We start from the raw sequence: 22554 nt of genomic DNA on the forward strand, positions 1-22554 counted from the left end.
GCCTGACGCGACCCGCGCGCGCTACAAACCTTCAGTGCCCCACCTGCTCGTTCGTAGCAATCAGCCGCTTCACCAGCAGCTTGATGAACGCACGGTCGAAGCAGGACTGCAATCCCTCGGAAGCCTTGCGCAACGAAGCGTTCTGGATCTCCAGCACGAGCGCACCGAGTTCGGCAACGGCGGTGGCGGTACGGATCGGGTTCTCCGGCTGCAGGTAACTCATCTCCCCGAGCGTGACCCCGGGCCCGAGCATGCTGAGCGTGACGCCGCTGCGCTTCACCGCGACCATGCCCTGGATGATCACGCAGAAGGAGTGGCCCTGCGTGCCTTCGTGCATCAGCTCCTGCCCGCGGTCGAAGCGGTGCAGCGTGCCCAGGCGCAGGGTCTCCCACAGGTTCGAATCGCTGAACTCGCCGAAAAAGGGCAGGCCGCGCATCTGCGTGAAATATTCGCCCTGGCTGTCCTGCACGCGCCGCTGCGGCAGGGCGCGGCTCACGTCCAGCAGGGCATCGGCGAATTCCGACCACTCCGCATAGCGCTCTGCCGGCTCCTTGGCGAGCGCGCGCAGGATCGCGCGGTCCACGGCCGGCGGCAGTTCGGGACGCAGCACGCTCGGCGGCTCGATCGCCTCGGTGCTGATGCGGTACATCGTCGTGAAGTCGGAGCCGGCCGCGAAAGGATTGCGGCCGGTGAGGAGCTCATAGAGCACGATGCCCAGCGAGAACATGTCGCTGCGGTGCGTGCAGACCTGCTCCTTCACCTGCTCGGGCGACATGTAGGAGGGCGAGCCCACCAGGCCCGACAGCTGCGTGATGTCCGAGCGCGTGGACAGGGCCGTGCCGAAGTCGGTGACCTTCACTTCGCCGTTGTCCTGCAGCATCACGTTGGCGGGCTTCATGTCGCGGTGCACGAGCCCGGCGCGGTGCGCATGCTCCAGCGCGCTGCAGCACTTGAAGGCGATGTCCAGCACCTGCGCGATCGGCAGCAGCTTGCCGCCTTCGGTGAAGGAGGAGAGCGGCTGGCCGTCCACGTATTCGAGCACGAGGTAGGGCGGCTGCGCATCCTCGTCGGCGTCGAGCAGCCGCACGACGCAGGGGTGGTCGAGCTGGCCCGCCATGGCAGCCTCGTTGCGCAGGCGCCGGCGGTAGCGGGCGGCTTCCTGCGCGTCCTGCAGCAGGTGCGCGTGGATCTGCTTGATGGCGACGGGCCGGGAATTGAAGCGGTCGAAGCCGAGGTAGACGGTGCTGCTCGCGCCGCGCCCGAGCTCGCGCTCGACAGTGTATTTGCCGATGGCGGTGGGCTTGGCGGAGGACGATCCGCTCGGGTCGATCGACGGCATGGAGGAAAGCGGCCCCTTCGGCACTGCCGGGCACCCGGCAGGCCAATGGTAGCGAGGATGGCCGGAAAGTCCTAGCGCCCGCGGTGCTATCCCTGCTGCTTGCGCCACGCGTCGTAGCGCGCCTTGTTTTCCTCGTTCGGCGGGTAGAGGCCCGGCAGGGCCGCGCCTTCGCCGACGCGCGCCATGATCCAGTTCTCCAGGTGCTCCTGCTCGACGGATGCCGCGATCACGTCGTCGACCAGCGCGGCCGGAATCAGCACGGCGCCGTCCTGGTCCACGACGATCACGTCGTTCGGGAACACGGCGACGCCGCCGCAGTCGATCGGCTCCTGCCAGCCCACGAACGTGAGGCCCGCGACGGAAGGCGGTGCGGCGTTGCCCTGGCACCAGACCGGCAGCCCGGTCGACAGCACGCCCGAGACGTCGCGCACGACGCCGTCCGTCACCAGGGCCGACACGCCGCGCCGCACCATCCGCGCGCACAGGATGTCGCCGAAGATGCCTGCGTCGGTCACGCCCATGGCCCCGACCACCGCGATGCAGCCCGCGGGCATCGCCTCGATCGCGGCGCGGGTGGAGATGGGCGAACCCCAGGACGCCGGCGTCGCGAGGTCCTCGCGGGCCGGCACGAAGCGCAGGGTGAAAGCGCGGCCGACCGCGCGCTGCTGCCCGGGCGCGAGCGGACGCGTGCCGCGCAGCCAGACGTTGCGCAGGCCCTTCTTGAGCAGGACGGTGGTGAGGGTGCCGGTGGAGACCTCGCGCAGGGCGCGCAGCTGCGCATCGGCGAGGGGGAGGGATTCGGCGGTCATGGGGGCTCCTGCGGGGGTGACGGGGGCATGCTAACGCAGGCTCGTCCTGCCCATCTGCAATGGCTGACACGCGTCAGGCGAAAGCTCTCCAATTCACGCTCCCCGTCCTAAAGCGACCTCCGCCATTGCACTACCATTTCCGGCTCACGACAGGCGCAGAGTATTATCATGTTATTCACCTGTGGTTTCATTTGATGGAAGACAACAAAGCACGACTGACCGTACTGATCGACCCGGCCAAGAAGAAGGCCTTCGAAGAGCTTTGCGCCTCGCAGGACGTCACTTCGTCCCAGATGGTGCGCCAGCTCATCCGCCAGTACCTGGAAAAACACGGTGTCGCCTATGGCACCGCACCGAGGCGCGCCCGCGCCAAATAGCGCAACCTACTGAAGAGCAACGCGGCGTTGCGCCGCGTTGCCCTTCGAAACGGCCCCGATGAGCTTCCGGATTCCCGAAAGCAATTACAATTTGATTAACATCGGGACCCTCAGCTCATGGAGAACAAGACTGCTCGGCTCACTGTCCTAATCGATCCGGCGCGCAAGCTCGCGTTCGAGAAGCTCTGCCATACGCAGGACATGACCCCCTCGCAAGTGATGCGCCGCCTGATCCGCGATTTTCTCGTGGAGCACGGCGTGAGCTACGCACCCGCCAAGAAGGCGGCGAAAAAATCCGCCAAATGACCCCCGGGTTCAGCGCGGCTTGAGCACGTAGCGCACGAAGCCATCCGCCTCCGCGAACTGGTCATAAAGTTTGCGTGCGTCCGCGTTGTCCTCGCGCGTCATCCAGTAGAGGCGAGCCCAGCCCTCCGCGCGCATCGCGTTGCGCAGCCACTCGATCAGGGCCTTGCCCAACCCATGGCCGCGCGCGGACGGCAGCACGAACAGATCCTCCAGGTAGCAGATCGCCTGGGTCTCGAAGGTGTTTTCGTGCACCACGCAATTCGCGAAGCCGTAAACCTGCCCATCGACTTCGGCCACGACGCACATGATCTGCGAATCGGGGTCGAGGATGCGCTTCCACGTGCGGTCGGTCACGTGGGGGGGCAGCGTGACGTTGTAGAAGTCGCAGTAGCCGCGCCACAACTGCCGCCAGGCGGCTTCGTCGCCCGGGAGGGCGGAGCGGATGGCCGGTGTGTCCATCGGCTCCATTGTGCCGCGAGCCGCGCCGGCGCGCGGCTCAGAGCTGCGCCGCGAGAAGCACCGCCGCGTGAACCGCCTCGCGCTGCGCGCCGTCGTGGATCTGGTGGCGGCAGCTCGTGCCGTCTGCCACCACGATCGCGCCGGGATACTTGCGGATCGCCGGCAGCAGGCTGAGCTCCGCCATCTGCATCGACACCTCGTGGTGGCCGGCCTCGTAGCCGAAGCTGCCCGCCATGCCGCAGCAGCTGCTCTCGATCAATTCCGGCTCGACGCCGGGAATGAGCTTGAGCACGTCCACGATCGGTGCGACCGCCGCGAAGGCCTTCTGGTGGCAATGCCCGTGCAGCAGCACCCGCCTGTCGAGCGGCCGCAGCTTCGTCTTGAGCGTGTCCAGGCGGCCGGCCTTCAACTCGCGCGCGAGGAACTCCTCGAGCAGCAGGGCGTGCGATGCCACGGTTTGCGCGGGCTCGCCCAGGCCCATCGCCAGCGTTTCGTCGCGCAGCGTGAGCAGGCACGAGGGCTCCAGCCCGACGATCGCGATGCCCTTCTGCGCGAAGGGCAGCAGGGTGTCGATGAGCTCGCGCGCCTTGCCGCGCGCCTCCTCGACCATGCCGCTCGCAAGGTAGGTGCGGCCGCAGCACAGGTGCTTGCCCGAACCCTGCTTGCTCGCGACGTGCACGGTGTAGCCGGCGGCCTGCAGCACCTTCAGCGCGGCGCGCGCGTTGGCCGATTCGAAATAGCCGTTGAAGGTATCGACGAAGAGGACGACGGCCTTGTCCGCCGCGAGCGCCTGCTGCGCGGTGGCGGCGCCATGCGGCGTGTTGAAGAAATGCGTCGCCTGCCACTCGGGCAGGCTGCGCTTCGCGGAAAAGCCCAGCAGCTTCTCGCCCATGCGCGCCAGCAGCGGGCTGCGATTGCGCAGGTTGAGCAGCCAGGCCACGCCGCTCGCGGCGCGCGCATAGTCCGGCAGCTTCGCGATCAGCCTGTCCCTGAGCGACCAGCCGTGTTTCGCATGGTGATGGTGCAGGTATTCCACCTTCATCTTCGCCATGTCGACGCCGGTGGGGCAGTCGCGCCTGCAGCCCTTGCAGCTCACGCACAGGTCCATCGCTTCGCGCACCTCGTCGCTCGCCAGGCCGTCCGCGCCGAGCTGGCCGGAGAGCGCGAGGCGCAGCGTGTTGGCGCGTCCGCGCGTGAGGTGCTGCTCGTCGCGCGTCACGCGGTAGCTCGGGCACATCGTGCCCGCGTCGAACTTGCGGCAGTGGCCGTTGTTGTTGCACATCTCCACCGCCTTGGCGAAGCCCTGCGCCGGGTCGCCGCCGGTGCCGGGGGCCGTGGTGCGCTCGGTGGCCGGGTCGTTCTGCACATCCCACGCGCTCCAGTCGAGCGCGGTCTTCAAGGGGATCACGCGGTAGCTGGGCGGAAAGCGCATGAGGCGCGTGTCGTCCATCTTCGGCGGGTCGATCATGCGCTGCGGGCACAGGAGGTTCGTCGGGTCGAACAGTGTCTTGATCTGCGCAAAGGCCTCGTTGATCGCCGGTCCGAACTGCCACTGGATCCATTCGCCGCGGCACAGGCCGTCGCCGTGCTCGCCGCTGTAGGCGCCCTTGTACTTGCGCACGAGCTCGGAGGCTTCCTGCGCGATCATGCGCATCTTGGGAGCGCCGTCGCTGCGCATGTCCAGGATCGGCCGCACGTGCAGCGTGCCCACCGACGCGTGCGCGTACCAGGTGCCCTTGCTGCCGTGCTTGCGGAACACCTGCGTCAGCGCATCGGTGTATTCGGCCAGGTGCGCGAGCGGCACGGCGCAGTCCTCGATGAAGCTCACCGGCTTGCCGTCGCCCTTGAGGCTCATCATGATGTTCAGGCCCGCCTTGCGCACCTCCCAGAGGTTCTTCTGCGGCGCCTCGTCCTCCATGCGCACGACCGAGCCGGGCAGGCCGAGGTCGCCCATCAGTTCCACGAGTTCGTCCAGCTTGCGCACGAGCTGCGCCTTGTCGCTGCCGGCGAACTCCACCAGCAGCACCGCGTCGGGCTGGCCGATCACGGCCGTGCGCACGACCGGCGCGAAAGCGGGGTTCTGCAGCGACAAGTCGATCATCGTGCGGTCGACGAGTTCGACGGCCGTCAGCATGCATTCGGGCCCGCCGTTCGCGCCCAGCTTGACGATGTGCTGCGCCGTGTCCATGGCCTTGTAGAAGGTCGGGAAGTTCACGACGCCCAACACCTTGAACTTCGGCAGTTCGCTCAGTTGCAGCGTGAGCGACCGGGTCAGGGCGAGCGTGCCTTCGCTGCCGATCAGCAGGTGCGCGAGGTTGACGGAGCCGTCGTGCGTGTAAGGGCGCTCGTTCTGGTTGTCGAAGATGTCCAGGTTGTAGCCGCCGACGCGTCGCATCACCTTCGGCCATCGGCGCTCGATCTCGGGCGCGAGCTGCGCGGCGAGGGCGCGCACGCGCTGCCCGATCTCGCGGGCGCGTCCCGTGCAATGCTCGAAACGCTCGAAGGTGTGCAGCTCGCCGTCGGGCGTCCAGGCTTTCGCCGCCAGCACGTTGTGCACCATGTTGCCGTAGGCGATGCTGCGGCTGCCGCAGGAGTTGTTGCCTGCCATGCCGCCCAGCGTCGCCTGCGCGCTGGTGGACACGTCCACGGGGTACCACAGGCCCGCCTTCTTGAGCCCGAGGTTCAGGTGGTCGAGCACCATGCCCGGCTCGACCTCGGCGGTGCGCGCCTGCGCGTCGAAGTTCAGGATGCTGCGCACATGCTTCGAGTGGTCGATCACGAGGCCCGCGCCCACCGTCTGGCCGCACTGGCTCGTGCCGCCGCCGCGCGGCACCATCGGCACCTTCAGGTCGCGGCAGATGTCCAGCGCGAGCTTCACGTCCGCGCTCGTGCGCGGCACGAACACGCCCACCGGCATCACCTGGTAGATCGACGCGTCGGTCGAATAGCGGCCGCGGTCGGCGGGGGAGAAGCGCACCTCGCCCTGCGTCTCCGCGGCCAGGCGCTGCGCGAGGCGGCCGGCGACTTCGTTGCTCGCGCGCGAAACCGTGTCGTAGGCGCGCGGCTCGTCCTCGCGCGTCACGTTCAGGGGCAGCGGCGCGTTCATCGCTTGGCTCCCGAGCGCTGCTCCAGCGTGCCGCTGCGCAGCTGCTCGAGCACGGTCTCCAGCTTGTTGCGCAGGTGCGAGGCCAGCACCTTGCTCATCGCTTCGGGGTCGTGCGCGGCGAGGGCGTCGATCATCAGTTCGTGTTCCTTCATGGCCGACTTCCACTTTTCCTCGACCTGGTTGGAGCGGAAGCGCAGCGCCTGCAGCCGCGCGTTCACGCGGTCGTAGGTGGCGCTGAGCACGGGGTTCTTGGCGGCGGCGTTGATCGCGCGGTGGATCATCGCGTTCAGCCGGTAGTAGTTGGACAGGTCGCGCCGCGTGTAGGCCGCCATCATCTCGAAGTGCATCGCGCGGATCTCCGCGAGTTCGGCATCGGTGATGCGCTCCGCGGCGAGCTGCCCCGACTGCGATTCGAGCCCCGCCATCACCTCGAAGGTGTTGCGCACGTCCTCTTCGGTGAGCTCCACCGCGATCGCGCCGCGGTTGGGCAGAAGCTCGACCAGCCCTTCGGAGGCGAGCATCTTGATCGCCTCGCGCAGGGGCGTCCGGGACACCTCCAGCACCTCGGCGAGCTCACGCTCGTTCAGCTTGGCGCCCGGGGCGATGCGGCCTTCCACCAGCATCTGGCGCAGGCGGTTCACCACCTGCTCGTGCAGGTTGGCGCGGGGAATGGCGATGATGTCGGCTGTCATTCGGGGCATTTTGTATTCAAAATGTTACCCCGTCAAATCCCCACTCCGGTGTAACCCGCCTTGACAAATGGATTTTGTATGCAAAAAATGCGTGACCTGTTGCAAAGAGGCCCACGCATGCTCACTCTCGATTTCCATCCCACCGGCCGGCACTTCCTGCAGATCCCCGGACCGTCCCCGGTGCCCGACCGCATCCTGCGCGCGATGAGCCTGCCGACCATCGATCACCGCGGCCCCGAGTTCGGCGTGCTCGGCCACCGCGTGCTCAAGGGCATCGGGCAGATCTTCCAGACGAAGCATCCCGTGGTGATCTATCCCGCGTCCGGCACCGGCGCATGGGAAGCCGCGTTGAGCAATGTGCTCAGCCCCGGCGACTCCGTGCTCATGTACGAGACGGGCCACTTCGCGAGCCTGTGGAACAAGATGGCGGTGCGCCTGGGCCTCAAGCCCGAGTTCCTCGGCTTGCCCGGCGCCGAAGGCTGGCGCCACGGCGTGCGCGCCGACATGATCGAAGAGCGGCTGAAGGCCGACACGCAGCACGCCATCAAGGCCGTGTGCGTGGTGCACAACGAAACCTCGACCGGCGTCACGAGCAACATCCTCGCGGTGCGCAAGGCGATCGATGCCGCGAAGCATCCGGCGCTGCTGCTGGTCGACAGCATCTCGGGCCTGGCCTCCGCCGAATACAGGCACGACGAGTGGGGCGTGGACGTCACCATCAGCGGCTCGCAGAAGGGCCTCATGCTGCCGCCCGGCATCAGCTTCAACGCGCTGTCGCCCAAGGCGATGGAAGCGAGCAAGTCCGCGAAGCTGCCCAAGGCCTTCTGGGCCTGGGACGAGATCGTGGAGATGAACAAGACGGGCTACTGGCCCTACACGCCCAACACCAACCTGCTGTATGGCCTGGCCGAGGCCTGCGACATGCTGCTCGCGCCGGAACACGGCGGGCTGGAAGGCACCTTCGCGCGTCATCGCCGCTGGGGCGAGGGCGTGCGCGCCGCGGTCAAGGCCTGGGGCCTGCAGATCCAGTGCGCGGACCCGGCCGTGTATTCGCCGGTGCTGACGGGCGTGATGATGCCCGACGGTGTCGACGGTGTCGACGCGGACGCCGTGCGCCGCATCATCTACGAACGCTTCGACTGCTCGCTCGGCACGGGCCTGGGCAAGGTCAAGGGCAGGATGTTCCGCATCGGCCACCTGGGCGACTGCAACGACCTCACGCTCATGGGCGCGCTCGCGGGCTGCGAGATGGGCCTGAAGATCGCGGGCGTGAAGCTCGCGGGCTCGGGCGTGCAGGCGGCCATGGACTATTTCGGCTCGCATCCGGCGCCCGTCGCGTTGCAAAAAGCCGCGTAAGAATCACCACAGCAGTATCCCAAGGAGAGACAAGCATGCAACGCAGAACCTTCGTCACCGGCACCGCCGCAGCGGCCGCCACCCTCGCCGTCCCCACGCTGCGCGCGCAGACCCTGCCGGGCGGCCCCGTGCGCATCATCGTGGGCTTCGCGCCCGGCGGTGGCACCGACATCCTGGCGCGTGTCATCGGCCAGAAGCTCGCGGACATGTGGAAGACCACGGTGCTGATCGAGAACCGCGCGGGCGCCTCGGGCACCATCGCCGCCGACTACGTGGCCAAGCAGCCCGGCGACGGCAACACGCTGCTCATGGCGCACATCAACAGCCAGGCGATCACGCCCGCGCTGCAGAAGGTCAACTACGACGCCGCGAAGGACTTTGCGCCCATCGTCCTGGTCGGCGTCACGCCCAACCTGCTCATCTGCAACCAGAACCAGCCCGCCAAGACGGTGAAGGATCTCGTCGAGCTGTGCCGCGCCAACCCCGGCCGCGTGAGCTTCGGCTCGGCCGGCACCGGCAGCGCGCAGCACCTGGCGCTGGAGATGTTCATGCTCGCCGCCAAGGTCAAGGCGATCCACGTGCCCTACAAGGGCTCCGGCCCGATGCTCACCGACCTCATCGGCGGGCAGATCCAGTACAGCTTCGACACGATGACGGCGGCCACGCCCCACGTGAACAGCGGCAAGGCCGTCGCCATCGCGCAGACGCGCCTGCAGCGCGTGCCGGCCTACCCGAACGTGCCGACGATGGCCGAGTCGGGCTTCCCCGGTTTCGAGGCGACGACCTGGTACGGCCTCGCCGGTCCGGCCAAGATGCCGATCGCGATGGCCAGGCGCATGAACGAGGACGTCAACAAGGTCATGCTGCTGCCCGACGTGCAGGAGAAGCTCGCGGCTTCCGGCGCGCAGGACGGCGGCGGCTCGGTCGAGAAGTTCGGCGACTTCATGCACAGCGAACAGATCAAGTGGGCCAAGATCATCAAGGACGGCGGCGTGAAAGGCGAGGCTTGACCGCAAGAAAGCTTCCCCTCGAGGGCGTGAAGGTCCTCGACATCAGCCAGGTCATGGCCGGGCCGTATGCCTGCATGCTGCTCGCCGACCTGGGCGCGGATGTCGTGAAGATCGAGCCCCCGGGCTCGGGCGACCAGACGCGCGGCTCCATGGGGTTCAAGATGAAGGGGCCCGATTCCATGGGCTTCCTCAACATGAACCGCAACAAGCGCAGCGTCACGCTGAACCTCAAGAGCAAGGCCGGCAAGGAATTGCTGCTGCGCCTGGCGAAGGACGCGGACATCCTGGTGGAGAACTACCGCCCCGGCGCAATGAAGCGCCTGGGCCTGGGCTATGAAGTCCTGAAGGAAGTCAACCCGCGCCTCGTCTACACCAGCATCTCCGGCTTCGGCCAGACCGGCCCCTGGGCCGACCGCCCGGGCTTCGACCTGATGGCACAGGCGATGTCGGGCGTGATGAGCGTGACGGGCTATCCCGACAGCCCGCCCGTGAAGTGCGGCGTGCCGGTGGCCGACATCGGCTGCGCGCTGTTCGCGGTCTACGCGACGCTGTCCGCGTACATCGGCGCGAAGAATTCCGGCGAGGGCCAGTACGTCGATGCATCGCTCTTCGACTCCGCGCTCGCGTTTTCCGTGTGGGACATCTGCGACTACTGGGGCACCGGCAAGCCGCCCGCGCCGCTGGGCACCTCCAACAAGATGACCGCGCCCTACCAGGCGATGGCTTCGTCCGACGGCTACTTCGTGATGGGCGCGAACAACCAGAAGCTCTGGACGCAGCTGTGCACGCTGATGGACCGCAAGGAACTGCTGGAGGACCCGCGCTTTTCCACGATCTCGCTGCGCCTGGGCAACCGCCACGCGCTGGAGCAGGAGCTGGAGAAGACCTTCCGCCAGAAGCCCAAGGACTACTGGGTCGAGACGCTGCTGGCCGCCGGCATTCCCGCCGGGCCGATCCTCACGTACCCGGAAGCCTTCGAAGGCGAGCACGGCACCGCGCGCCAGATGAAGATGGAGATCGACCACCCGATCGAGGGCAAGGTGCCCAACATCGGCTTCGCGGTCAAGCTCTCGGGCACGCCGCAGCAGGTGCGTCGCCATCCGCCGCTGCTGGGCGAGCACAACGCCGAAGTGCTCGCGGAAATCGGCGTGAGCGCATCCGAGCTGGCCGGGCTCGAAGCGCAGGGCGCATTCTCCGCATGAGCGACGGCACGACACGGCTCGCCATCGACGGCGCGGTGGCGACCGTCACCTTCGACCGCCCGGCCGCGCGCAACGCGATGACCTGGGCGATGTACCAGCAGCTCGGCGAGATTTGCGAACAGCTGAAGGCGAACCCCGCCATCCGCGTGGCGTGCTTTCGCGGGGCGGGCGGCGAAGCCTTCGTCGCCGGCACGGACATCGAGCAGTTCAAGGCTTTCAAGGACGGCGACTCGGGCGTCGAATACGAGCGCGGCATCGACGAAGGCATCGCGCGGCTGGAAGCGCTGCCGATCCCGACGGTCGCCGTCGTCGAAGGCTGGTGCGTCGGAGGCGGGCTCGCGATCGCGACGGCTTGCGACATCCGCATCGCCACGCCGTCGGCGCGTTTCGGCGTGCCTATCGCAAGGACGCTCGGCAATTGCCTGTCCATCGCCAACATCGCGCGTCTGGTTGCTGCATTTGGCAAGCCCCGTGTCCAGCGCATGCTGATCGCGGCGGAAGTGCTGGTTGCGGACGAGGCGCGCGGCGCCGGTTACCTCGCGCAGGTCGTCGATGCGGCCGAGCTGGACGCCGCGGCCGCCAAGCTGTGCAAGCAACTCGCGGGCATGGCGCCCGTGACGCAGGCCGTGAGCAAGGAAGCGTTGCAGCGCCTGTTGCTCGGCCATTTGCCGGAAGCGAGGGACCTGATCGTCCGCGCCTATGGCAGCGAGGATTTCCGTGAAGGCGTGACCGCGTTCACCGAGAAGCGCGCGCCCGCCTGGCGCGGCCGCTGAGCCGCAAGCCACGACGGCGTCCTACAGCGGCGCCCGCGCGCACTGCCTACGATGGGGCGATGCAGCAAGCACCCGAAGCGCCGAAAGTCCCGCTGGAAGAATCCGTGGCCGGCGAGGAAGATCCGGGTGCGAGCCTGGACATTCCCGCCAAGCCGGCGGACAACGCCGGCCGGACGCCCGCGCCGCCACCCCCGGAGCCCATCCCACGCCATCCGTGACAAAGCGCCCAAAGCTGGCGACACTCGCTGCTTTCATTTGCGTGGGGGCTGCATGTATTCACCTTTCGACCTGACGGGTCGCGGCGTCGTCGTCACCGGCGGCAATGGCGGCATCGGCTACGGCATGGCGCGCGCGCTATTGGCCTCGGGCGCGAACGTGGCGATCTGGGGCTCCAACCCGGCCAAGTCGAAGGACGCGGGCGAACGCCTGGCGGCCGAGTGCGGCGACGCGAAGCGCGTGCATGCCTTCGTCTGCGACGTGGGCGACGAGGTCCAGGTCGTGACGGCATTCGCGGCATCGGTGCAATCGCTGGGCCGCGTGGACGCGTGCTTCGCCAACGCCGGCGTCTCCAGCAAAGGCACGCCGCTGGTGGACATGAGCCTGGAGGAGTTCCGCCGCGTGCAGCGCGTGAACGTCGAAGGCGTGTTCCTCACCTTTCGCGCCGCCGCGCGCCACATGGCGGAGCACGGGCAGGGCGGCTCGCTGGTGGCCACGGCGAGCACGGCGGCGGTCGAGGGCGCGTCGCGCAACAGCCACTACGGCGCGTCCAAGGGCGCGGTGACGTCGATGGTTCGCGCCCTGGCCGTCGAACTCGCGCGCCACCGCATCCGCGTGAACTCGATCCTCCCGGGGTGGATCGTCACGGACATGACGCAGAACGCCGTGGGGAACGACAAGTTCGCGAATGCGGTGCTGCCGCGCATCCCGGCGCGCCGCTGGGGCGAGATCGACGACTTCGGCGGCATCGCGGTGTACCTCGCGAGCGACGCGTCGTCCTATGCGACGGGCGAGCAGTTCCTCATCGACGGCGGCTACACCAAGTTCTGATGCAGGCCGCTTCGAGCCCGCCGCGCGACGCGGTTGCCGCCGTCACGCACGCCGATCCCTATCCGTACTACGCCGCCTTGCGGGCGTCGCGGCCGCTCTTCTTCGATGCAGGGCTTTCGCTGTGGGTGGCTTCCAGTGCGGCCGCCGTGACCGGGGCGCTGGCCCATCCGGGCCTGCGCGTGCGCCCGCCCGCGGAGCCTGTGCCCCAAGCCCTGCTGGGCACGGCCACGGGCGGCGTGTTCTCCAGACTCGTGCGGATGACCGACGGCGAATTCCACCGCATGCACCGCCCGCACGTCGCCGCATCCGCGAGCCGGTGGGACGACGGGCAGATCGCCGAAGCGGCGCGCAGCGCCGCGCGCGAACTGGCGCCGCGCCTGGACGCGAACGCGCTGCTGACGGCCGTGCCCGTCCGGGCGATGGCGCGGCTGCTGGGTGTCGCGCCCGGCGCGCTCGACGAGACGACGGCCGCCGTGCTGGCCTTCACGCAGGGCATCGCCGGGGGCGCCCCTGCCGACGCGATCGCGCGTGCGAACACCGCCGCCGAAGCGCTCATGCAGCAGGGCATGGCGGAAGGACTCGACGAGGTCCGCGCCGCCAACCGCATCGCCTTGATGCAGCAATCGGTCGATGCCACGGCGGCGCTTCTGGGCAACAGCCTGCTGGCGACGCGGACCCACGCCGGCGCGTGGAACCCGAAGGACGCCATCCCCTTCGTCGCCGAATGCGCCCGCTGGGACGCGCCCGTGCACAACACCCGGCGCTTCGCGGCGCAAGACCTGCAATGGGGCGGGGTGGAGGTGCAGCGCGGCCAGGGCGTCCTGGTCGTGCTGGCGTCGGCCAACCGCGATGCGGCCCTGAACGAGGCGCCCGAGCGCTTCGCGACCGCGCGCGCGAACCGGCGCAGCCTGGGTTTCGGCGCGGGCGCGCATGCCTGTCCCGGCGAGGCATTGGCGATTCGCATCGTGGCGGCCGCGCTGCCTGTGCTGCTGGCCGAAGCGTCCGGGCGATTCGGCGTGCTCGCCGGCTATCGCCCCCTGCCCAACGCGCGCATCCCCGTCTTCGCCGGCTGAACTCACAGCTGCGCCGTCGCGACCTCCACCAGCTTCAGCTTCTTGATCATCCGGGCGAGGAAGTTCTGCGCCACGTGCGGGAGCGCGCGTTGCGAGGGCACGAGGATGCCGACGCGGATCTGGTTCATGGACTCGAGGTCGAAGGGCCGCCACACCAGCTCGCCGCGCGCGAGTTCCTCCACGAAGGCGATCTTCGAGAACACCGAGATGCCCTTGCCCGCGCAGATCAGCCGCTTGAGCATGATGGTGGAGGTGACCGTCGCCACCGGCTCGGTTTCCTCCCAGAACTTGGCGAACTCGGGGGACATCGCCGTCGTCACCGCGGAGCTGGTGCTCGAGCGCATGAAAGGGTAGCTGCCGCATTGCGCCAGCGTGATCCGGCTCTTCGCCGCGAGCGGGTGGCCCGGCGGCATGACGACGCCCAGCGGCATCGCGGCCGATGCGGCGAGGGTTACGCCCGTGGGGATGCGCCCGACGAAGGTGCAGCCGATGTCGGTCTGGCCCGACTGGATCAGCCCCGGCACGTCGATCGGCGAGGCCGCGGTCACGGTGTAGGTCGCCGCCGGGAAGCTGCGCGAAAACTCCTCCACCACCGTGGGCAGCAGGTCCACGAAGAGCGAATCCATGGACACCACGCGGATGTGGCCCGTGCGCTCGCCCTTGAGCGCGTCGATCTCCGTGCGCACCACCTCGAAGTCGAAGAGCGTGGCCTGCACGTGGCGCAGCAGCCGCTCGCCGGCGGCGTTCAGCTGCAGGCCCTTGGGCAGGCGGTCGAACAGCTCCACGCCGAACTCCTCCTCCACCTGCAGGATCTGGCGGTTCACCGCGCTCGGCGCGACGTGCAGCTTCTCCGCCGCCTTGCGCACGGAGCCCTGGAGCGCGACTTCCGCGAAGTACTTGAGGACGATGGCGTGCATGGCGATCCCCTTGCGTGTTACCAGCGGACGATAAGCCGCTCGGCCAGCGACACCAGCGCGAAGAAGCAGCCCGAGAGCGCCGCGCAGCACACGATCGCGGCGTAGAGCAGGGGCGAGTCGAAGTTGAAGGTGGCCTGGATGATGAGCGCGCCCAGGCCGACGTCCGTGCCGATCCATTCCCCCACCACCGCGCCGATCACGCACGCGGTGGCCGAGATGCGCAGGCCCGTGAAGACGAAGGGCAGGGCGTTCCACACGCGCAGCCGGAAGAACACCTCCGCGCGGCTGGCCGAGAGCACGCGCATCAGTTCCAGCTGTTGCGCGGGAACCGCCTCCAGCCCCCGCACCGCGTTGACGAGCGTCGGGAACAGGCACACCAGCGCGGCGATCGCGATCTTGGGCTCCAGGCCGTTGCCGAGGATGAGCACGAGAATCGGCGCCTTCGCGATGACCGGGATGGAATTGAACATCACCACCACCGGGAAGAACATGTCGTGCAGCGTCTTGCTGTGCACGAAGGCGGTGGCGAGCAGCAGGGCCGCGAGGTTGCCCAGCAGGAAGCCGCCCGCCGCCTCCAGTGCCGTCGGCAGCAGGTTCGCCGCGAGCAGTGCGCGCCTGGCGGCGAGCGTGTCGACCACCTGTGCGGGCGAGGGCGCGATGAAAGGCTTCACGTCGAAAAACGCGATCACCGCCCACCACGCCGCGAGCAGCACGGCGAACCCGAGCACCGCCAGCACATGGCGGCGCGCGAGCCAGGGTCGAAACGGGGGCGGGCGTGCCATGGCGTCAGGCGGCCACCGTTCCCGCTTCCAGCGCGTGGCGCAAGCGGGAGGTGATGCGAAGGAAGTCGCCGGTCTCGCGGATCGCGAGCGTGCGCGCGCGCGGAAGGTCGACCGCCACCGACTCGCAGCCGCCCTGCGGCCCGGTGTGCATGACGATCACCCGCGAGCCGAGGAAGGCGGCCTCCTGGATGCTGTGCGTGACGAAGACGATGGTGCAGCCCGTGTCCCGCCACACGCGCAGCAGTTCCTCGTTGAGGCGGTCGCGCACGAGTTCGTCGAGCGCGCCGAAGGGCTCGTCCATGAGCAGGATGTCCGGCGAGCCGACGAGCGCGCGCGCGAGCGACACGCGCTGGCGCTCGCCCCCGGACAGTTCGGCGGGCAGCGCGTCCCCGCGATGCGCAAGGCCCACGAGCGCGAGCAAATCCTGCGGCGTGCGCGTGCCAGCGCGCGCCGCGCCGCTGCCGACCTGCAGCGGCAGCATCACGTTCTGGAGCGCCGTGCGCCAGGGCAGCAGCGCGGCATCCTGGAAGGCGAAGCCCATTGCGCGCCGCTGCCGGGCCTGCGCCGGCGAGCCGCCCAGAACCTCGATCGTCCCGCGCGTCGGCGCGACGAGGTCGGCGACGACGCGCAGCAGGGTCGACTTGCCGCTGCCCGATGCGCCGAGCACGGTCACGAATTCCCCGGGCGCGACGGCGAGGTCGATGGCGTCCAGCGCCTGGATCGCGCGGCCGCCGCCGCGGAAGGTCACGCCGATGCCGCGCGCCTCGATGGCGGGCGCCATTCAGGCCGCCCGCAGGCGGGCACCTTTCGTCGCGTTGAGCGGGCCGGGCGTCATCACGTCGGCGAGGGCGGGCTTGCCGGCGCTGAACTGGCCGAGGCTCGCGCACAGGTCGATCTGCTGCTGCCAGAACACCGGGTCCATCGCGCCCCAGCCTTCCGTCGCGGCCCGTCCGCCGAGGCTGTATTCGAGCATGCGATCCAGCGCCACGCGCTCGTCGGCGCGCCCGAGCTGCGGATAGTCCTTCACGGCGATGTCCACGGCTTCGTCTCGATGCTCGGCCGCATAGCGCCAGCCGCGCGCCGTCGCCCGCAGGAAACCCTCGATCTCGCGCGGATGGGTCTCCAGCGTCCGCGTCGCGGCGTAATAGGGCAGGGCGTACAGGCGGATGCCCGCGTCCCACAGCGACATCTGCACGACGCCCGCGCCCAGTTCCCTGATGGCCGCGGTGTTGGTCGCCCAGCCCGTCGCCACGTCCGCCTGGCCCGTGAGCAGCAGGCCCATGCCCGCGCCGCTCGGCACGACCCGCACGTCGCGCTCGCTCATTCCGTGCTGCGCGAGGAGCGCCCGCAGCAGCACCATGCCGGTGGGGTTCATGCTGATGCGCTTGCCGCGCAGGTCCGCGGGCTTGCGCACCGCGTGTCCGGGCAGCGAGAAGAAAGTGTAGGGATGCCGCTGCGCGCCCACCGCGAAGCAGCGGATGGGCACGCCCTGGGAGACGGCAAGCATGAGCGAGGGGCTGGACGAGGTCTGGCCCAGCTCCGCGCGGCCGGAGCCCACCACGGCGACGCCGTCGAAGTTCGGCCCGCCCGGCTGCAGCGTGAGCACGAGGCCCTCCTGCGCATAGAAACCCTTGCGGCGCGCGACGATCTCGCCCATCTGCGTGCTGCCCAGCGCCCAGCCGAGCTGCAGGCTCATCGGGTGGAGGCCGCCCTGGGCGCGCGCGCCCACCGAGACGAGCGCCGTGGTGGCGCCGGCGCTGGCCAGCAGGGAATCCGCGATGAATGCCCGTCGCCCGAGGGGTGGAGGTTTGCGCATGGAGGGAGGACTTCGAAGTGGAAAAGGGTAGCCGAAAACCGGTCCCGTGTGCGCATTTCGGCAACGGGCCGAGCGGAAATCAATGCTTGAGCTGTACAGGGTCAACCCCTACCCTAGTGCTTCCCCCTCGAGTCGCAGCGCAGCCGTGTGCCGGCGCGCCGACCCGCGGTATTTGCATTTCCCCGATCGCCAGAGCCCTTGTGATGTCGTCATTCCCCAGCACGCCGCCCGCCACCGACCTGCAAGCCCTGGTCTACATGTCCACGGCCGTGGGGACCCCCACGCGCGAGGACCTGGACCACCTCCTCGCGCGGGCCCGCGCCCGCAACGAGACGCACGGGGTCACCGGGGTGCTGCTGTACTCCGAAGGCTCCTTCATGCAGTACATCGAGGGCACGCAGGACGCGCTGGACCGGGTCTACGAGGCCATCCGCCTGGACCCGCTGCACCACCACATCTTCGAGGTGCTGCGCGAGCCGATCGCCCGGCGCGAATTCGCGCAGTGGACGATGGAGCTGCGCACCACCGCGGCGTCCGGCATGGGCTTGCCCAGTCCCCTCGACGACGTGGCGCGCACGCTGGCGGACCCGCCGCGGGCCGGCTCGCCGGCGCTGCTGCTGCTGCAGGCCTTCTGGAACCGGGGCCTGGGCACCCGCTACGCCCGGGCGCTGGAGGAGTGAGCGGCCCCCGCGAGCTGCGGCGCCGCTGGGCCTCGCGGACCCGGCGCCGCTGGTGCCGCGCCATGGCGCACCTCGCGCCGCTGTTCTCGCTGCGCGCGCGCCTCGCGATCTTCGCGCTGCTGTGCGCCGTGCCCGTGCTCACGCTGAGCGCGCTCCAGCTGCGCGGCGACTCGGCGCGCATCCGTACCGCCGCCGTGGACGCGACCAACAACCTCGCCGAAGTCGCCGCGCGGCGGCTGGAGCAGGATCTCGTCAACGCCGAGGTCGTGAGCCAGGCCGTCGGCTCGGTCGTGCATCCCGACACGCTGGGCAGCTGTTCGCTGACGCTCGCGCGCGTCGTCGCCGCCGCGGGGCCGCGCGTCACGAACTTCATCGCCGTGAGCCCGGCCGGCGACGTGCTGTGCAGCGGCCGCCCGCTGACCTGGCGCGTCAACGTCGGCGACCGGCCGCACGTGATCAGCGCGCTCGCGTCGCAGCGGCCCGTCGTGAGCGACTTCGCGGTCGGGCGCGTCAGCGGGCAGGACAACCTGCAGCTCGTCGTGCCGATCCAGCTGGGCGCCGGCGGCTCGACGGATGCGCTCGTCGTCGCGGGCCTCACGGCCGCCACGCTGCTGGACGGCATCCCGCTGGACGACAGCCTGCACCTCACGCTCATGATGCTGGACCGGCGCGGCACGCTCGTGAGCCGGTCCACCGACGTGGTGATGCCGCGCGGCCAGCAGTTGGCGGACAGCGACATCTTCCGGCGGCGCGAGCAGGTCGCCGGCAAGCCGACGGTGCTGGCGGGGCCGGACGGCGTGCGCCGCCTGTACGTGACGCAGCCCGTGCGGTTTCGCGGGGAGACGGTGGCGTGGATCGCCAGCGGCGCGCAGGTCGAGGCGCTGGAGCAGCTCGCCTTCGAGGCGCGGCGGCGCAACCTGGCCATCGTCGGGCTGCTGGCGGCCGCGGTGATGGGCCTGGCGGTGCTGGTGTTCCGCCCCGTCGTGCTCGGGCGCTACCGCGGCCTGCTGCGCGTCGCCACGCACGTGGAAGGCGGCGCCTACGGCGCGCGCGTCGCCGTGCGCGTGGTGGACGACATCACGCCGCTGGAGCTCGCGGTGAACCAGATGCTCGATGCGATCGAGCGCGACCGCGCCGGGCTCGAATCGCGCGTGCGCGAACGCACGCTGGAGCTCGAGCAGTCCAACCGCGACCTGCAGGCCTTCACCTATTCCGTGTCGCACGACCTGCGCGCGCCCGTCGCCACCATCACCGCGTTCAGCCAGCAGCTGGAGGAGCGCCAGGTGCTGGCCGACGCGAAGGACAGGCACTTCCTCGCGCGCATCCTGGCCGCGGCGCGGCGCATGGACGCGCTGATCGAAGGCATGCTGGCGCTGGCGCAGATCAACCGCGCGGAGATCGTCCCCGAGCCGCTGGACGTGAGCGCGATGGCCCGCGAAGCGGCGCAGGAGTGCCGCGAAGCGGAGCCCGGCCGGGAGGTGAAGGTGCGCGTGGCGGACGGCATGTCGGCCCGCGGGGACCGGCGCCTGATGCAGGCGGCGCTCGCCAACCTCCTGTCCAACGCATGGAAGTTCACGCGCCACACGCAGCGCGCGGAGATCGCCGTGATCCCCGTGCTGGCGGAGGGCGGGCATATCGCGATCTGCGTGCGCGACAACGGCGCGGGTTTCGACGAGAAGTACGCGTCGCGGCTTTTCGAGGCCTTCCACCGGCTGCACGGCAACAAGGACTACCCGGGCCTGGGGATCGGCCTCGCGACGGTGCAGCGCATCGTCGACCGGCACCACGGCCGCGTGTGGGCGGAGGGTGCCGTGGGGCACGGCGCGGCCTTCTACTTCTACTTCGCCGACTAGTCCGCGAAATCGCGGCGCAGTTCGTTCGCCAGGGCCTGCCCGCCGCCGAAGCTGCTTTGCCGCGGTTCGTCGCCGCCGGGCGTGAGCCGCACGGCGCAATACTTGAACTCGGGAATCTTCGCGAACGGGTCCAGCGCGGCATTCGTGAGCTTGTTCGCGGCGGCCTCGTAGTAGCAGAAGGGCACGAACACCGCGCCGCGCGGCGAGCTGTCGTCGGCGCGTGCATAGAGCGACACGCTGCCGCGCCTCGATTCGATGGTCACCACGTCGCCGGGGCGGATGCCGAGCTGCTCGACATCCAGCGGATGGATCAGTGCCACCGGGTCGGGCTCGATCGCGTCGAGCATGGTGGCGCGGCGCGTCATGCTGCCGGTGTGCCAGTGCTCGAGTTGCCGACCCGTGATGAGCACCATGGGGAACTCGGTGTCGGGCCGCTCGTCGGCGGGGATGATGTCCGCCGGCACGAAGCGGCCGCGGCCGCCCTCGCGCGGGAAGTCCTCCACGAACACCACGGGCTCGCCGGGGTCGTCTTCCTCGCGGCACGGATAGGTGACGGCATGCTCGCGCTCCAGCCGCTCCCAGGTGATGCCCGCGATGCTGGGCATGGTGTGGCGCATCTCGTCGAACACCTCGCTCACGTGGCCGTAGTTCCACGGCAGGCCGAGGCGCTTGCCGATCTCCTGGATGATCCAGAGGTCCTGCTTCGCGTCGCCGGGCGGATCGATCGCCTGGCGGCCCATCTGCACGAGGCGGTCGGTGTTGGTGAAGGTGCCGGTCTTCTCGGGGAAGGCGCCGGCGGGCAGGATCACGTCGGCGAGGTAGGCGGTCTCGGTGAGAAAGATGTCCTGCACCACGAGATGCTCGAGCGCGGCGAGCGATTCGCGCGCGTGGTTCGCGTCCGGATCGGACATCGCGGGGTTCTCGCCCATCACGTACATGCCCTTGACGGTGCCGGCCTTGATGGCATGCATGACTTCCACGACGGTGAGGCCGGGCTGGTCGTCGAGCGTGCCGGCAGGCAGCTGCCAGGCCCTCTCGAAGCGCGCGCGCGCCGCCGGGTCGACCACGCGCTGGTAATCGGGGTACATCATGGGGATGAGGCCCGCGTCGGAGGCGCCCTGCACGTTGTTCTGGCCGCGCAGCGGATGCAGGCCGGTGCCGGGACGGCCGATCTGGCCGGTCATCAGCGCGAGCGCGATCAGGCAGCGCGCGTTGTCCGTGCCGTGGATGTGCTGCGACACGCCCATGCCCCAGAGGATCATCGAGCCCTTGGAGCTTGCGTACAGGCGCGCCGTGTAGCGCAGCGTCTCGGCGTCGATGCCGCAGATGGGCGCCATCGCTTCGGGGCTGTACCCTTCGACGTTCTTCTTCAGGTCCTCGTAGCCGATGGTGCGGCTCGCGATGAAGGCTTCGTCGACGAGGCCCTCGTGCACGATCACGTACATCATCGCGTTCAGCATCGCGACGTCGGTGTCCGGCTTGAACTGCAGGTACCGGTGCGCGTGGCGGTACAGGTCCGACTTGCGCGGGTCCATCACGATGAGCTTGGTGCCGTTCTTCACCGCATTCTTGATCCAGGTCGCGGCCACCGGGTGGTTCACCGTGGGGTTGGCGCCGATGACGATCACGACTTCGGCGCGCGTCACGTCCATCACGGGGTTGGAGACGGCGCCGGAGCCGATGCCTTCGAGCAGCGCGACGACGGACGACGCATGGCACAGGCGCGTGCAGTGGTCCACGTTGTTGCTGCGAAAGCCCGTGCGCACGAGTTTCTGGAAGAGGTAGGCCTCCTCGTTGCTGCCCTTGGCGGAGCCGAAGCCCGCGAGCGACTTCGGGCCGTGCGTGTCGCGCAGCTTCGCGAGCGTGCCGCCGGCGAATTCCAGCGCTTCCTCCCAGCTCGCCTCGCGGAAGATGTCCATCAGGCGGTCGGGGTCCATCTCGGCGTCGGCGACCTTCGGTGCGTCCTTGCGGCGGATGAGGGGCACGGTGAGGCGCTGCGGATGGTTCGCGTAATCGAAGCCGTAGCGGCCCTTCACGCACAGGCGCTTGTGGTTGGACGGGCCGTCGCGTCCTTCGACGAAGAGGATCTTGCCGTCCTTCACGTTGTAGGTGAGCTGGCAACCCACGCCGCAGTACGGGCAGACGGAGGGGACCTGCTTGTCGGGCACGGCGAGCGCGGCGTCGCGCGCGGGCATCAACGCGCCGGTGGGACAGGCCTGCACGCATTCGCCGCAGGCCACGCAGGTGGACACGCCCATGGGGTCGTCCATGTCGAACACGATCTTGGCCTGCTCGCCGCGGAAGGCGAGGCCGATGACGTCGTTCACCTGCTCGTCGCGGCAGGCGCGCAGGCAGCGCGTGCACTGGATGCAGGCGTCGAGGTTGACGGCGATGGCGGGGTGCGACAGGTCGGCGGGAACCTGTGCACGCGAGGGAAAGCGCGGCTTGCCGACGCCGAGTTTTGCGGCCCACTCGTCCACCTCGTTGTGGCGCGTGTAGTCGGCCTCGGGCATGTCGGCCTGGAGCAGCTCGAGCACCATCTTCTGGGAGGCGACGGCACGTTCGCTGTTGCTGCTGACTTCCATGCCCTGCGTGGGGTAGCGGCAGCAGCTGGGGACGAGCACGCGCTCCCCCTTGATCTCGACCATGCAGGAGCGGCAGTTGCCGACCTTGTCGAGGCCGGGCTTGTAGCAAAGGCGCGGGATTTCCACGCCTTCACGGTCGGCCACTTCGATCAGCGTCTCATTGGCGCGGCACGTGACTTCCCTGCCGTCGAGCTTGAAGGTGACGGTGGGGGCGTCGAGGTGGGCGAGTTCGGATCTGGTGATGGCGTTCATGTTGGGTGCCTAGCGTGAGGCTACTGCGGAGGCAGGACATCCGGACGCAGAATTCGCAGAAGTTACGCAGAAGGAATTCAAGAATAAAACCAAAAGAAATTTTGAATTTTTCTTGTCTTC

Annotated in this window: 21 protein-coding genes; 11 read left to right on the top strand and 10 right to left on the bottom strand. The window is 69.1% G+C overall.

The window, feature by feature from the left end; genetic code table 11:
- Positions 1-31 precede the first annotated feature (31 nt).
- Both I5803_RS00970 and I5803_RS00975 read right to left on the bottom strand, forming a co-directional pair.
- Positions 32-1339, bottom strand: a complete 1308-nt coding sequence (locus tag I5803_RS00970; protein WP_196984557.1) for a protein kinase domain-containing protein — start codon at positions 1337-1339, stop codon at positions 32-34.
- 86 nt (positions 1340-1425) lie between these two features.
- Entirely contained in the window at positions 1426-2148 is a 723-nt protein-coding gene (locus tag I5803_RS00975) for a ribonuclease activity regulator RraA (RefSeq protein WP_196984558.1), read from the bottom strand.
- Positions 2149-2342: 194 nt separating this feature from the next.
- Here I5803_RS00975 and I5803_RS00980 point away from each other — a divergent pair, with 194 nt between their 5' ends.
- Positions 2343-2525 (top strand): ribbon-helix-helix protein, CopG family, encoded by a 183-nt coding sequence (locus I5803_RS00980; RefSeq protein ID WP_196984559.1) that lies wholly within the window; start codon positions 2343-2345, stop codon positions 2523-2525.
- A gap of 117 nt (positions 2526-2642) precedes the next feature.
- Positions 2643-2831, top strand: coding sequence for a CopG family transcriptional regulator (locus I5803_RS00985; RefSeq protein WP_196984560.1), 189 nt, complete (start codon positions 2643-2645; stop codon positions 2829-2831).
- A gap of 9 nt (positions 2832-2840) precedes the next feature.
- Here the strand turns inward: I5803_RS00985 and I5803_RS00990 are convergent, their stop codons facing one another.
- The 3 genes from I5803_RS00990 to I5803_RS01000 are packed head-to-tail and all read right to left on the bottom strand — an operon-like array spanning position 2841 to position 7088.
- A complete protein-coding gene (locus I5803_RS00990) occupies positions 2841-3290 on the bottom strand; it encodes a GNAT family N-acetyltransferase (protein ID WP_196984561.1) in 450 nt (149 codons plus the stop codon).
- Between the two features lie 37 nt (positions 3291-3327).
- Positions 3328-6396 (bottom strand): FAD-binding and (Fe-S)-binding domain-containing protein, encoded by a 3069-nt coding sequence (locus I5803_RS00995; RefSeq protein ID WP_196984562.1) that lies wholly within the window; start codon positions 6394-6396, stop codon positions 3328-3330.
- Positions 6393-7088 (bottom strand): GntR family transcriptional regulator, encoded by a 696-nt coding sequence (locus tag I5803_RS01000; protein WP_196984563.1) that lies wholly within the window; start codon positions 7086-7088, stop codon positions 6393-6395. Before I5803_RS01000 ends, I5803_RS00995 begins: the two co-directional genes overlap by 4 nt.
- Positions 7089-7205: 117 nt before the next feature.
- On the opposite strand from I5803_RS01000, the gene I5803_RS01005 reads away from it, so the two are divergent.
- From I5803_RS01005 to I5803_RS01035, 7 genes are read left to right on the top strand one after another with little or no spacing between them, the layout of a single operon-like run.
- The gene (locus tag I5803_RS01005; RefSeq protein ID WP_196984564.1) at positions 7206-8444 is read left to right on the top strand and encodes a pyridoxal-phosphate-dependent aminotransferase family protein; all 1239 of its coding nucleotides are present in this window, start codon (positions 7206-7208) and stop codon (positions 8442-8444) included.
- A 35-nt stretch (positions 8445-8479) separates the two neighbouring features.
- A complete protein-coding gene (locus I5803_RS01010; protein ID WP_196984565.1) occupies positions 8480-9454 on the top strand; it encodes a tripartite tricarboxylate transporter substrate binding protein in 975 nt (324 codons plus the stop codon).
- On the top strand, positions 9451-10656 hold the full coding sequence (locus I5803_RS01015) for a CaiB/BaiF CoA transferase family protein (RefSeq protein ID WP_255553360.1): 1206 nt from the start codon (positions 9451-9453) through the stop codon (positions 10654-10656). Before I5803_RS01010 ends, I5803_RS01015 begins: the two co-directional genes overlap by 4 nt.
- Positions 10653-11429 (top strand): enoyl-CoA hydratase/isomerase family protein, encoded by a 777-nt coding sequence (locus I5803_RS01020; RefSeq protein ID WP_196984567.1) that lies wholly within the window; start codon positions 10653-10655, stop codon positions 11427-11429. Before I5803_RS01015 ends, I5803_RS01020 begins: the two co-directional genes overlap by 4 nt.
- Before the next feature lie 59 nt (positions 11430-11488).
- On the top strand, positions 11489-11647 hold the full coding sequence (locus I5803_RS01025) for a hypothetical protein (protein ID WP_196984568.1): 159 nt from the start codon (positions 11489-11491) through the stop codon (positions 11645-11647).
- A gap of 52 nt (positions 11648-11699) precedes the next feature.
- Positions 11700-12476 carry an SDR family NAD(P)-dependent oxidoreductase gene (locus tag I5803_RS01030; RefSeq protein ID WP_196984569.1) on the top strand — a complete coding sequence of 259 codons (777 nt, stop codon included), beginning with the start codon at positions 11700-11702 and terminating at the stop codon, positions 12474-12476.
- Positions 12476-13549: a cytochrome P450 gene (locus I5803_RS01035; protein ID WP_196984570.1), complete on the top strand. Its 1074-nt coding sequence runs from the start codon at positions 12476-12478 to the stop codon at positions 13547-13549. The genes I5803_RS01030 and I5803_RS01035 overlap by 1 nt, the downstream gene beginning before the upstream one ends.
- 2 nt (positions 13550-13551) lie before the next feature.
- Here the strand turns inward: I5803_RS01035 and I5803_RS01040 are convergent, their stop codons facing one another.
- Genes I5803_RS01040 through I5803_RS01055 form a run of 4 tightly spaced genes read right to left on the bottom strand, consistent with a single transcriptional unit; the run spans position 13552 to position 17064 of the window.
- Positions 13552-14466, bottom strand: a complete 915-nt coding sequence (locus I5803_RS01040) for a LysR family transcriptional regulator (RefSeq protein WP_196984571.1) — start codon at positions 14464-14466, stop codon at positions 13552-13554.
- 17 nt (positions 14467-14483) lie between these two features.
- A complete protein-coding gene (locus I5803_RS01045; protein ID WP_196984572.1) occupies positions 14484-15248 on the bottom strand; it encodes an ABC transporter permease in 765 nt (254 codons plus the stop codon).
- A gap of 4 nt (positions 15249-15252) precedes the next feature.
- Positions 15253-16029 carry an ABC transporter ATP-binding protein gene (locus I5803_RS01050; RefSeq protein ID WP_196984573.1) on the bottom strand — a complete coding sequence of 259 codons (777 nt, stop codon included), beginning with the start codon at positions 16027-16029 and terminating at the stop codon, positions 15253-15255.
- Positions 16030-17064 (bottom strand): ABC transporter substrate-binding protein, encoded by a 1035-nt coding sequence (locus I5803_RS01055; RefSeq protein WP_196984574.1) that lies wholly within the window; start codon positions 17062-17064, stop codon positions 16030-16032.
- Positions 17065-17267: 203 nt separating this feature from the next.
- Here I5803_RS01055 and I5803_RS01060 point away from each other — a divergent pair, with 203 nt between their 5' ends.
- Together I5803_RS01060 and I5803_RS01065 are read left to right on the top strand one after the other, a co-directional pair.
- Positions 17268-17744, top strand: coding sequence for a BLUF domain-containing protein (locus I5803_RS01060; protein ID WP_196984575.1), 477 nt, complete (start codon positions 17268-17270; stop codon positions 17742-17744).
- Between the two features lie 62 nt (positions 17745-17806).
- The gene (locus I5803_RS01065) at positions 17807-19597 is read left to right on the top strand and encodes a sensor histidine kinase (protein WP_231402315.1); all 1791 of its coding nucleotides are present in this window, start codon (positions 17807-17809) and stop codon (positions 19595-19597) included.
- On the opposite strand, the gene fdhF is transcribed toward I5803_RS01065, so the two are convergent.
- Positions 19594-22434 (bottom strand): formate dehydrogenase subunit alpha, encoded by a 2841-nt coding sequence (fdhF, locus tag I5803_RS01070; protein ID WP_196984577.1) that lies wholly within the window; start codon positions 22432-22434, stop codon positions 19594-19596. The two genes, I5803_RS01065 and fdhF, sit on opposite strands and share 4 nt — an antisense overlap.
- Positions 22435-22554: the final 120 nt, after the last annotated feature.

Origin of the sequence: Caenimonas aquaedulcis (assembly GCF_015831345.1) — a bacterium.
Classification (GTDB): domain Bacteria; phylum Pseudomonadota; class Gammaproteobacteria; order Burkholderiales; family Burkholderiaceae_C; genus Ramlibacter; species Ramlibacter aquaedulcis.